The organism is Epilithonimonas zeae, assembly GCF_900141765.1.
GTDB lineage: Bacteria > Bacteroidota > Bacteroidia > Flavobacteriales > Weeksellaceae > Epilithonimonas > Epilithonimonas zeae.
Genome location: NZ_FSRK01000003.1, coordinates 174,023 through 186,284, shown reverse-complemented (window position 1 = coordinate 186,284; position 12,262 = coordinate 174,023). Strand labels below are relative to the sequence as shown.

11 protein-coding genes are annotated in these 12,262 nt (G+C 35.2%); 5 read left to right on the top strand and 6 right to left on the bottom strand.

Annotated elements, in window-relative coordinates:
• Nucleotides 1–23 precede the first annotated feature (23 nt).
• The 4 genes from BUR19_RS17105 to BUR19_RS17090 all read right to left on the bottom strand — a co-directional run bounded on the left by BUR19_RS17105 (nucleotide 24) and on the right by BUR19_RS17090 (nucleotide 4,792).
• Nucleotides 24–1,181 carry an MDR family MFS transporter gene (locus BUR19_RS17105; protein ID WP_074237031.1) on the bottom strand — a complete coding sequence of 386 codons (1,158 nt, stop codon included), beginning with the start codon at nucleotides 1,179–1,181 and terminating at the stop codon, nucleotides 24–26.
• A gap of 165 nt (nucleotides 1,182–1,346) precedes the next feature.
• Nucleotides 1,347–1,736 (bottom strand): hypothetical protein, encoded by a 390-nt coding sequence (locus BUR19_RS17100; RefSeq protein WP_074236702.1) that lies wholly within the window; start codon nucleotides 1,734–1,736, stop codon nucleotides 1,347–1,349.
• A gap of 18 nt (nucleotides 1,737–1,754) precedes the next feature.
• Nucleotides 1,755–4,307, bottom strand: coding sequence for a beta strand repeat-containing protein (locus tag BUR19_RS17095; RefSeq protein ID WP_074236701.1), 2,553 nt, complete (start codon nucleotides 4,305–4,307; stop codon nucleotides 1,755–1,757).
• A 5-nt stretch (nucleotides 4,308–4,312) separates the two neighbouring features.
• A complete protein-coding gene (locus BUR19_RS17090; RefSeq protein WP_074236699.1) occupies nucleotides 4,313–4,792 on the bottom strand; it encodes a T9SS type A sorting domain-containing protein in 480 nt (159 codons plus the stop codon).
• Nucleotides 4,793–4,930: 138 nt separating this feature from the next.
• Between BUR19_RS17090 and BUR19_RS17085 the strand changes: the two genes are divergently transcribed.
• Nucleotides 4,931–7,012 (top strand): tetratricopeptide repeat-containing sensor histidine kinase, encoded by a 2,082-nt coding sequence (locus BUR19_RS17085; protein ID WP_083600815.1) that lies wholly within the window; start codon nucleotides 4,931–4,933, stop codon nucleotides 7,010–7,012.
• Here the strand turns inward: BUR19_RS17085 and BUR19_RS17080 are convergent.
• On the bottom strand, nucleotides 6,992–7,696 hold the full coding sequence (locus BUR19_RS17080) for a LytR/AlgR family response regulator transcription factor (protein ID WP_074236696.1): 705 nt from the start codon (nucleotides 7,694–7,696) through the stop codon (nucleotides 6,992–6,994). The two genes, BUR19_RS17085 and BUR19_RS17080, sit on opposite strands and share 21 nt — an antisense overlap.
• 127 nt (nucleotides 7,697–7,823) lie before the next feature.
• Entirely contained in the window at nucleotides 7,824–9,347 is a 1,524-nt protein-coding gene (locus BUR19_RS17075; protein ID WP_074237030.1) for a trypsin-like peptidase domain-containing protein, read from the bottom strand.
• A gap of 376 nt (nucleotides 9,348–9,723) precedes the next feature.
• Here BUR19_RS17075 and BUR19_RS17070 point away from each other — a divergent pair, with 376 nt between their 5' ends.
• The 4 genes from BUR19_RS17070 to mtaB all read left to right on the top strand — a co-directional run bounded on the left by BUR19_RS17070 (nucleotide 9,724) and on the right by mtaB (nucleotide 12,230).
• On the top strand, nucleotides 9,724–10,044 hold the full coding sequence (locus BUR19_RS17070) for a hypothetical protein (RefSeq protein ID WP_074236694.1): 321 nt from the start codon (nucleotides 9,724–9,726) through the stop codon (nucleotides 10,042–10,044).
• A 53-nt stretch (nucleotides 10,045–10,097) separates the two neighbouring features.
• Entirely contained in the window at nucleotides 10,098–10,577 is a 480-nt protein-coding gene (locus BUR19_RS17065) for a hypothetical protein (RefSeq protein WP_074236693.1), read from the top strand.
• A gap of 2 nt (nucleotides 10,578–10,579) precedes the next feature.
• Nucleotides 10,580–10,768 carry a DUF6496 domain-containing protein gene (locus tag BUR19_RS17060; protein WP_074236691.1) on the top strand — a complete coding sequence of 63 codons (189 nt, stop codon included), beginning with the start codon at nucleotides 10,580–10,582 and terminating at the stop codon, nucleotides 10,766–10,768.
• Between the two features lie 103 nt (nucleotides 10,769–10,871).
• Nucleotides 10,872–12,230: a tRNA (N(6)-L-threonylcarbamoyladenosine(37)-C(2))-methylthiotransferase MtaB gene (mtaB, locus tag BUR19_RS17055; protein WP_074236689.1), complete on the top strand. Its 1,359-nt coding sequence runs from the start codon at nucleotides 10,872–10,874 to the stop codon at nucleotides 12,228–12,230.
• Nucleotides 12,231–12,262 lie beyond the last annotated feature (32 nt).

Below are 12,262 nucleotides of genomic sequence, written 5' to 3'. Positions count from 1 at the left end.
TAGTTTTTTTATCGAGACAAAAGTTATTTTGCCGGTAACATCTTTTTGACAATGATATAAAGAAGAACAGCCGATATTGCCAGAACGACAAAAGAACCATACCACAAACTATCGAATCCAAATCGGCTCACAACATAAGTTCCCAGAAATGGTGTAATAATGAATGAAAAGGAAAATGCAATCCCATTAACACCCATATACGCGCCTTTGTTTCCATTTTCTGAACGAAGTGCTGTCACAGTTGACATAAATGGGAGTGCCCAAATCTCGGCAACACAAAGCACCGTCATCGAAATGATTAACCAAAGAATATTGCTTCCAAATACCAACATCAAATAGGATAATCCAGCCAATACTGCTCCTAAAAACAAAATCTGAGGAATCTTCAAAGTTCTTTCTGCAATGCTTACTAACGGCATTTCCAATAACACAATGATAAATCCACTATAACCTAAAATAAAACCAATCGTACTTTGGCTCAATTTCGCAACGTCTTTATAAAACAAGGGAATCGTATTGAAAAACTGGAAAAAACAAATTGCAAAAACAGTACACAAAAAACTATAAAGTAAAAAGGGATAATCTTTGTAAGGTGATTTTCCTGTCTTTTTGATAACTTCAGTCGTTTCTGATTTCTTTTTCTCACGGAAGATTTTGTTTCTTTTTCGGAAAAAGATGACATAGATTATTCCGGCAACAAGAGCTCCTATGAAATTAAATACAAATAGGAAATTATAAGAGATTCCGGATAAAACGCCACCCAAAGCCGGACCAATCGAGAACCCTAAGTTAACTGCCATTCTATTAAGAGAAAAAGCTTTAGTCAGATTCTCAGGTCTTGCATATTTTGTAATCGCCACAGAATTGGCTGGTCGAAAAGTATCACTGATTGTACTTTGAAGAAAAATCAAAACAGCCATCATCTCCACGCTTGGAAAAAACGGAATGATTAAAAATATCGGTGCGCTGAGAAACAAACTCCAGGTCTGAATATAATATTCCCCGAATTTATCTGTCAAATAACCACCCAACCAGGAACCGAGCACAGAACCGATACCATAAAAACTTAAAACTATTCCGGCATTCTCTAAAGAAAACTTCAAATGGTCTGTCATATAAACTCCCAAAAACGGCAAAACCATCGAACCGGAACGGTTGATGAGCATTACAATGGACAACATCCAGGCTTCTTTGGAAAGTCCTTTGAAAGTATTGATATAAGAATTGAAAAGTTTCACAGGAGTTTTTAGACTGCAAAAATATCGTTTTGTTTCCTAGATTCAGAATGAATTTTATATTAAATAGAAAAGACTTATCAATTTCGATAAGTCTTTTCTAAATTAAAATTAGTTTTTAGGAATTGTTTTCTTAATTTCAGCAAGAGTCGCTGTATTTGGCAATCCTTGTACTTGTTTTTTTGTACTGGACTGTTTTTTATTAGTAATAGCTCTTCCCGGAATACTTGCCTTTATTTCGTAAATGTCAGATGTTCCAGGAATCGTTTTGCCAGAAGGAGCCGAAGCTTTATTCTGAGTTTTCGATTTTTGAAGTCCTTGTTCCGAGGCTAGACCAGTTCTTTCAACTTTCTTTTCTGCTGCTTTGTCTTTGTAGGCTTTGGCATTGGCTTCCATTACTTCTTTAGGGATTTCTTGTTTTTCCTCAGTAGTTTTGTTTTGCTGAGCCATTGCGAAAGACGTTCCTGCAATCATTAGAATTGTGATATATAAATTTTTCATTTTGTTTAAATTTTAGAATTATTTGATACTGATTAGTACATTGATTTTACCGATGTCTTTACCGTCATAAGATTGCAAAGCTTTTCCAAGAACTTGTCCTACTTTTACTTTGTCGATATCGGCCTTCATTGCTACACCTGCTATAGATGAGGTTACTAATAAATCTCCTCTTTTGATTGCTCCACCTTCCAGACAAACTTTTGTAGGAATTACACCAATCACACCCATTGGAACTTTATCAGAAATATCTGTGTCAATATTTTCTTCCGTCAAAAGTACACCAGGTTTTGTAGCATAAACACCAGCAACTAGGTTAGAATAAGGTGCTGAAGATTTTTCTACAGTTCTATCAGAATCGGTAGAAATTACCAAAATATCACCAGTTTCATATTGTGAAATATGACCTTCTACATCAAATGCTTCGGCAATATCAGCTCCACTATTTTGAGTTCCTCCATTGAAGAAACCTCTTCCGGCTTTATTGATCCGGGCTACATTGGCACTACCGCTTTGGAATGTAGCAAGATTTCCAGACGCCCCAGTATGATTGATCAAGAGAGTTGATCCAGTTCCTGTTGTGGTAATATGTACAGTAGGTTGTCCATTGGAGTTGTTATAATTAGCAAATCTTCCTGCTTTTCCTGTTCCGAAGTTAGGCGTGAATCCTGATATTGCATTTCCTGCGCCATCCGCACTTGCTTCTATACCATCTCCGGTTCCTCCTGCGTTTGCTGTAACTCCATTGCCACTTCCCTCTGTAAGGGCTAAAACGCCAGGGGCATTTCCAGAAGGATTACTGGAATAAAATAATCCAGCAAATCCACCTGTTCCAGATGATTTTCCATAGATTCCTGCGGTGCCAAAATTGGAGAAAATAGAATTTACTTCACCAACAACTGCAGGAGATGTACCTTGTGTGTTGTCTACCAAAAAATTTCCGCCAGCCCCATTTCCAATAGTCTTTACATTAACCACGGAATTGTCATTATCTTCATTGAAATTTTCAAATCTCGCTGCGCGTCCTGTTCCAAATGAAGGAACCCATCCATACATTGCAGTTCCAGCACCATCTATGTTGGCTTCCATAGCATTGCCATCTTTACCTGCGTTGGCAGTAATGGCATTACCATTCCCATCTGTTAAAGCAATTAACGCAGCGCCATTTCCTGCCGGATTGGAAGCGTAAAATAAACCTGCTCTACCACCAGTTCCGGATGATACTCCAAAAACACCTGAAGCTCCAAAGTTTCCAAAAATAGTATTGACTTCTGCTCTTACTGCAGCACCCACACTATTTGTATTATCTAAAAGAAAAGATGATGCATTACCCAATGTATTATCTGGAATATTTCCGTTAGAATTACTTTCGACTTCTAAGATATTAGCTTCTGTATTACTTTGATTAAAATTTTCAAATTTTCCGGCTCTACCAGTACTGCCACTTATTCCAACTTGACCATACACTCCAATACCTGTATTGGATGTGTTAGTTGCAACAAATCCTCGCACTCCATAACCTCCGCCATCATTTCTTCCCACAACTGCACCTGCAATATCGCTATTGGCTAAACCTACAACCGCTTCACCAGCTCCGGAATTACGTCCAATTACTCCGGCTGCTGTTTGAGCACTGGTAGAGGTATCTACACCAGTTCCTCCTGTACTTGAAGCTTTTACTCCGTTTCCGTTTCCAGTTGTACTAATATTGATAACATCTCCGCTACCAACTGTAGATGCATTCAAAACATTATTGTTATTGGCATTATTAAATATGGAAATACTTGCAGGAATTCCGTTAGTACTGGTTGCTGTAAGACCTGTGCCAGAATTGCTATTGGCATAAACTCCAGTCCCATTGGCTGATGAGTTACCATAAACACCCAAACCATTTGGTGTCACACCATAAACTCCCCAACCGGAACCTGCCTGAGATCCCCAAACACCAATTCCTAAGCCGCCGGTACCATTATTGATACCTTTTACTGCTGAAGAAAAACCGCCTGGAGCTGTGTTTGTAACTTCTCCTCTTATAGCAGAGATGCTGGATGTCGTTGTAGAGTTTTGTCCTACAATAGAGCTTCCGTCACCATTATTGGATAAAGTAAAAAGATCGGAAGCATTGGTTACTGTGTTGGTATAAGGTATTGTTAAACTACCGCCACCACCTCCGCCAGAAGATTTTGCATATAATGCGTAAGGGACACTTAACAATTGACTCGTTCCTGTAATCGTGTAATTAGTTCCTCCAGTTGGATCGGTTTCAGTTTTAAGATAATAGGAATTTCCGCCCCAGTTGATGGTGTTGAATGTTCCACTGAGAACTGTTCCTGAACCTATTTCCATACTTACCAAACCATTAACATTAGTCGTTCCCGTGATTCTTTCGGAATAAACAGATGTTCCTGCTGCTGAGCCTTGTAAAACGCTTACTCGTACAGCAACATTTTGATTTGTCAGAAGTTGCCCAGTATTATTTCTAATAATTGCCTGATAGCTCATTTTTTCAGGAGCTTGTGCAGAAACCATATAAGTTCCCAAGGCAAACGCTGCAATTAATACAATTTTTTTCATAAGTCTTATTTTTTGATGATTTTAAATGTTTTGATGTTTTGGTTGTTCTGGAAAATCTGAATGATATAAACAGAAGAAGGCAAAGTAGAGAAGTCTAGTTCAGATTTTTGTTGGGTAAGATTTCCTTTCTTTATCAATTTTCCTTGTGAATCGAATAAGGCATAATTGGAACCTTGGTAATTTTCATTATTGAAATCAACAAACAGAAAATCTTTCACAGGATTTGGACATAAGAGGATATTCTTTGCTTTGTTATCCAAATCTTCTACAGCAAGAGTTATGATTTCATAAGCGTGCTGTACGCCTTCCATTACCTGAGCATTAGCTCCTTTTTGCTGGTAATCTATTTGCCCGACAGTATAAGATATGCTGCCACCACTTCCGCTGGCGGTTATCCCTGTTGATGCAATTGTCTTTTGCGCTTTCAATAATCCTGTTGGAACAATGGATAGAATCAAAAGCTGAATGAGTATTTTATTTTTCATAGGGTGAATTTTTCTATTCCAAAGTTAGAATTACGACTCCTGATGAAAACTTATAATAGATAAACGACAATTTTAATAGACCAATGACATTTATTGAAAAATAATTGTAGCTTTAATGTGGTTTTTAAAATTCTATTAATGAGGAAACTATATGTTTTTCTTATGCTGAATTCTATCTTGTTTCTATTCTCACAGAAGCGACCTAATCTTTTGCAATACAAAACGACAGGAGAAAAAATCAAAGTCTGGGATTCATATTGTAATTCATTAACAGAGACAGAAAAATATCCTTTATTAATCAAAGAAGCGGAGATTGGAATTGTGCTTGCCAAAAATCATCGTAAGTACTTATCAAAATTCTATTTCTACAAAGGCTACGGTTACGAATACACTAACAATCAATACGAGAAAGCAACCGTTTTTTTTGAAAAATCTTTAATGCTTTCAAAAGGTAAATATCTGGAACAGGAGGTTCTAGCTTTGATGAGGCTCAATTATATGTATTATTCTATTAAAGAGTACAAGAAAGGAGAGGAACTCATTAATTATGTCAAAGAAATTGTTGATACTGTCAAAGTCAAAAGCTCGAAAGCAACCTTGTTAGGAAGTATTGGTGAATATTATCTTGACAGATCTGAATTTGAAAATTTTATTAATTATAAGTTAAAAGCTATTGATTATTTGTTGTTGGATAAAAGTAAAAAGGAGACCAGTAACAACATCGGGATTTCTTATCTTCAGATTGCAGATGCTTATAATGATATGAAACAATTTGAAAAAGCAGTAGAATATGCCAACTATGCTGTTCCATATCTCAAAAGGTCAGATGGGATTGCATTTTTGTATAATACCTATATAGAGGCTTATACCAATTTGGGAAATATAGATTTGGCCAAAAAATATTATCTGGAACTCTACCAACTAGGACAGAATAACCAAATGCTTTTTTTGAATATAAGTTATGCGAACCGAAATATGTCTGAGTTTTATTTGGAGAAAAACAGATTGGAGCTGGCAGATGATTATGCTGATAAAGCATTGCATTTTGCGGAGAAATCAAACGATGAAGAAATCTTGATGGAAGCCAATGCCATCAAAGGAAAAGTGCTTGTAGGACAAAAAAAATATCCGGAAGCCATCAAAACACTCAATAAAGCTCTGAATTTTGCCTATATCTATGATAAACGATTTTTTGCTGAAATCAATAAAAAGTTATCCGAAAGCTATGCTTCCCAAAAAAAATGGGACAAAGCGTATCAATATTACAAAGCTTACAATCAAACCAATGATTCTCTTCTCATAGAATCGGGGAAACAAAGTCTTGCCAATGCAGAAGCCCAATTTCAAAATAAAAGTAAACAGCAGGAAATAAAATTTTTGGTCAATGAAAATACCATTCACGAACTGACAATTAAAAACTCGAAAAAACAACGGATTTATTTGATCTCGGGCTTAGTTGCCATAGCGATTATTGGAGGTTTGCTCTATTACCAAAGTCGTAATAGAAAAAAAATCAACCGAAAATTGATGATTTTGAATGCGGAACTCGACAAAGCCAACAAAACCAAAATGCAGTTTTTTGGAATCCTGAATCACGACCTAAGAAGTCCGATTATTTCGTTAATCAATTTTCTACATCTCCAAAAAGAGGCACCAGAAATGTTGGATGAGGAAACTAAAAACCGCCTCGAATTACAAACAACAACAGCAACAGAACAGCTTTTGGAGCAGATGGAAGATCTCCTGCTCTGGAGCAAAGGACAGATGGAAAATTTCGTTCCATCGTTCAATAATTATAAGATAGAAGAGATTTTTTCTGAAGTTAAAAAAGAATTTGTTTGGGTTAATGATATTCAGATTTCCTTTAATTATTCGGAAAATATGTCGGTTTTCACGGATAAAGAATATATGAAAACGATTCTTAGGAATCTCATCAATAACAGTATTAAAGTATTGCAAGGAAAATCAGAAGCTCAAATTGTTTGTAAAGCTTGGGAAGAAAGTAACGAAAGTTTTATAGAAATATCAGATAATGGAGGAGGAGCGAATATTGAAAAATTCAGAGCGTTGTATGATGATCATACAAGTATTGGAATCAAAAAAGGTTTGGGATTGCACGTGATTCGAGACCTTTGCAAATCTATTAATTGTAATATCGAGGTTAAAAGCAATCAGATAATTGGTGAAACTCAAATCATTTTAAGAATCAAAAAAGCTTAAGTTTTCTTTGTAAGCTCTGCCAATTGGCAAATTGATATTACTATTGATCACCACTTCATAGCTGTTTTTTTTAGTAATAAGATGCTTTGGAACTGCATAACTTTTATGGATTCTGATAAAATTTGAGAAATGATTTTCTTTCAGGATTTGACCAATTGATGATAAAACACAATGTTTTTTTTGCAAAGTAATCAGTCTTGTGTAATCTTTCAGAGCTTCCAGATAAATAATATCGGAGATTTTTATTTGTATAGTATTATGACCTTCTTTTATTTTTAGAAATTGAGAGCCAGAGAGAATGTCAAAATATTCAGACTTTTCTTTCATACTGAAAAAATCTATCAGTTTATGAATGGAATAATCAAAACGATCCTTTTTCAAAGGCTTTGAGATAAAATCTAATGTATCAATTTCAAATGTTTCTATCGCATATTCCGGATGTGAGCTTATAAAAATACATGCAGGGATATTTACATTCTTTTTCCTGAATTCTATTCCATTCATTCCTGGCAAATCAATGTCCAGAAACAAAACATCTATATCAGAACTCAAATGATTAAGTGCTGATTCCGCATTATTGAAATAAGCGACCAATTCAAGATTATCATTTTGATTAATCAAATGCTGGAGAAGAAGTCTGTCGACTTCTTGATCTTCTATGATGATGCATTTCAATTTTTTCATTTCAAATGTGGTTCTATCAAAATTACAAAAAAATAAGCTTAAAAATATTTATACTTTAATAAGATTTAAACGAAAAAAAACCTTTCCAAATTTCGGAAAGGTTTTTTATAAACTAAAATTCTTTTTTTTACTGTAATTTAAAACCTCTTGTCGTGATTCTACCGTAAGCATCTACATATTTCACCTGAACATTTCCTTTGTAGCCGTTCAAGATTTTTTCAACATCTTTTTGAGAGTTCACTGGTTTTCCATTGATTTCCATCACGATGTAGTTGTCTACTACACCAATTTTGTCCATCTCACTACCTTCAAGAACATTCTTTGCAATTACACCGCTTTCCAATCCGTAATCTGTTTTTACTCTTTCGCTAAGAGGTTCAAACTCAGAACCGATTTTTTCAGTCACGGTCAAATCGTCTTTGCTTCTGGAAGAGGTTCCACCTTTTTGGTCTTTCAGTGTTACACTTACGTTGTTTATTTTACCATTTCTGGAGTAAGTTACATTCACTTTATCGCCAGGTCTTCTGCTTCCAATAGCTAAAGAAAGGTCAGAGAATCCGGAAATATCCGTGTTATCAATTTTTGTAATAATATCACCAACTTGGATTCCAGCATCCTCAGCACCACTTTTTTTCGTGATTTCTGTAACGTAGATTCCGTCGCCAGCTTTCAGATTTTTCTTTTCTCTTTGGTTATAAGCCGCCACTTGCATTTCATTGGACAAATCAAGACTTCCTACACCAAGGAAACCTCTCTGTACCAATCCAAACTTCTTGATATCTTCAACAATTTTTCTTGCTAAGTTGGATGGTACTGCGAATCCATAACCTTCGTAATATCCGGTTTTAGATTGAATTGCGGTATTGATTCCAATCAAATCTCCATTCACATTTACCAATGCACCACCACTGTTCCCAGGGTTAATCGCTGCATCTGTCTGAATGAAACTTTCAATCGGGGTTCTGGATTGTTGACTAAGGATATCAATACTTCTACCTTTCGCAGAAATAATTCCCGCCGTTACAGTAGAATTTAGGCCAAGAGGATTACCAACTGCCAAAACCCATTGTCCAACTTCTGTCAAATCTGAGTTAGCGAAATTTAAATAAGGCAAACCTTTTTCTTCTATTTTAAGAAGAGAGATATCTGTATTCGGGTCAGTTCCGATTAAAGTTGCGATGTAAGATTTTTTATTACTCAAAACAACTTCCAGTTTATTTGCTCCGGCAACCACGTGATTATTGGAGATAATGTAACCGTCCGGCGAAATAATAACTCCAGAACCTAAACCAGAAGGCATATTTTTAGGAGGTTGCTGTTGTTGTCTTTGCTGACCGCCGCCAAAAGGACTATTGCCTGGACCAAAAAAGAAATCGAACATATCAGATTCTTGTGGTCTTTGAGTAGCTCTGTCCTGATAATTTTTGATAGTTACCACAGCCGGAACCGTAGCTTTAGAAGCTTTTACGAAGTCGTCTCCAACTGCTGTCCCCATTCCTACGAATGCAGATTTTTTGGAAGCTGTAGTGAAATATGAGAAATCTTCTCCATTATTTTCGTGGCTGAAGTATTGACTAGCTCCGAAAACCGTTGCACCAGATATAACTCCGGTCAATGCAAAAGGCATTAGTTTTTTTAATGTATTCTTCATCTTAATATTCATTTCTTTTTTGAGATTATTGTTAGACAAATTTAATGCTAAATTAGTATGAACTAAAAACTTAGTGTTACACTTTTAACGAAGTTTAACCATATTTAAAAAATTATTAATAAAATCCTTGATTCGATTGATGTGATCAGATGGATTAAGTTAATGATAATTATGACAAAGTGTTTGTTTTATTATTTTGATTATCAGTTTGATTTGAGTTTTTCTTTGGTTTAATTTCCAATAAAAATCCATAGTGACTTTTTGTCATATTCTATTTGTCATCATTTCCAATTTAATCTCTTTCGGAATCATTTCTTAAAATTTGAATAAAACTCTTTGGCAAAACTTTTGTTTTCTATATTGAAAATGAAAGAATATGAACAACAATGTAAAAATAGCTTTAGGAATTATCGCAGGCGGAAGTTTGGTTTTGGCAACTCAATTACTGAAATCAAAAAAGAAAAACAAAATTTTTACTGCACCAGACGGAAATTCTTACAAAGAAAATCAAATGTATAGAACTGCGCACGGAGAGATTTTCCAAAACGGGAAACAATTGCATTTTGAAACTCCCGAACTTCTTGCGGAAGCTAATCAATCTTTAGATTCTAATTATGGCAATGATAAATCTTCGAGAAATAATCAATCTATTCCGAGAAACATCAATTATCACCAGAAGGGTGTAAGACATCATTGATTTTCTAATTTTCAGAAAGTATTTATAATAATATTTAACAAAAAGAATAAATTATGGAATCAGAGAATATAGTAGAAAGACTTACCAAATATGGGTTTGATAATAGCAACCTTTATACGGGATTTAAATCTGTAGGTGAGGCACGAAAATTTGCTGAAGAAAGAAATGGCAGATTGGTTGAGGTTGGATTTTTGGATGGAAATGATAATCCAGTCGAAGATTCTTCTCAGAACCTAATCAGTGAAAATAAGTATTATAAAGCATTTGCTGGTCCAGATTATAGAATTTTGCATTCTGCAGATGAAGGTTTCCAGGATATAGCTGAAAAGCTGAAAGAAAGAAAAAATGAAATTACTGAAAAAAGTTCCGATGAGAAATATTTTTCAGATTCAGACTCTTTGTTGGAAGAAGACGCAGTGATTGTTCTTTTTAAAGATGAGGTGCAGGAAGTCACTTCTCGTGAAAGGTCAAAATATCTGATGCACACCAAAGTGTATGAATTGGCAGTTGAAGTTCCAAAAACACCAGAGTAATTATGGCAACTAAAAAATATTCAGACAAAGCTCAGGACAAAGTTGGAAAAGTAATGAAAGAATTCAAAGAAGGAAAACTAAAGTCAGGTTCAGGTGACAAAGTCACAAGCAGAAAGCAAGCCATTGCAATCGGAATCTCCGAAGCAAAAGAAGAGGGATTGAAAGTCCCAAAACAGAAAAAATCTAAATAAAAATAATCCGGCTCAGGTCGGATTTTTTGATGTTTGAAAGTCAAGTTTTATAAAAAACCTTCATTTGGAATGATTTGGATTTTATTAATAACTTTGCAGACTTATGTCGAATGTCATTTCTCAACCGAAAACCGTTGCGTTTCACACACTTGGCTGCAAACTGAATTTTGCAGAAACGTCCACTATTGCCCGAACTTTAACAGATGCTGGCTATCAGAAGGTCAATTTTGATGAACCTGCAAAAGTTTATATTATCAACACTTGTTCTGTTACAGAAAATGCAGACAAAGAATGTAAACTTCACGTCAAGCGCGCTGCGAAAGCTAATCCGGAAGGTTTGGTCGCAATTATTGGTTGTTATGCTCAGTTGAAACCGGAAGAAATTTCGTCTATTGCTGGAGTTGATTTGGTTTTAGGAGCTAAGGAAAAATTCAATATTCTGAGTTATCTGGATGATTTGGAAAAGTCTGAAAGTTATGCTCAGATTCATTCTTGTGAGATTGATGAAGCCGATTTCTTCGTTGGTTCCTATTCTATTGGTGACAGAACCAGAGCTTTTTTGAAAGTTCAGGATGGCTGTGATTACAAATGTACTTATTGCACAATTCCTTTAGCCAGAGGGATTTCACGTTCTGACACTATTGATAATGTGGTTGCCAATGCGAAGGAAATTGCGGCGAGAGATATTAAAGAAATTGTTTTGACCGGCGTTAATATCGGTGATTACGGAAAAGGAGAATTCGGGAATAAAAAACATGAACATACTTTTCTCGATTTGATTTCCGAATTAGATAAAGTTGAAGGTATTGAAAGAATCAGAATTTCTTCCATCGAGCCCAATCTTTTGAAAGACGAAAGTATCGAATTGGTTTCCAAAAGCAGAAGTTTTGTGCCACATTTTCATATTCCGCTTCAATCCGGAAGTGATGAATTGTTGAAGAAGATGAAGCGTCGCTATTTAACGAAGTTATATAATAACAGAGTTAATAAAATCCGAGAAGTAATGCCGGATGCAGCGATTGGTGTTGATGTAATTGTCGGATTTCCTGGCGAAACGGAAGAGTTATTTATGGAAACTTATAATTTCTTAAATGATTTGCCAATCAGTTATCTCCATGTTTTTACTTATTCTGAAAGAGAAAATACCGAAGCTGCCGATATGCAAGGCGCGGTTCCAATTCCAGAAAGAAAAAGACGTAACAAAATGCTGAGAATCCTTTCCGAAAAAAAGAAAATGGAATTCTACAGAAATCAATTAGGGAAAAAACTTCCAGTTCTTTGGGAACACGAGAATAAGAACGGAATGATGTATGGCTTTACTGAAAATTATGTCAGAGTTTCAAAACCATTTGATGAAAAATCAATCAATCAAATAGAAATGATTGTCTTAGATAAAATTACTGAAGAAGGTAATATTTCTATTAAAGAAACTCAGTTTGAAGATTTTTTAGCTAAGATTTAAAATAAATTATTAAAAATAAAAGGGAGAAATTT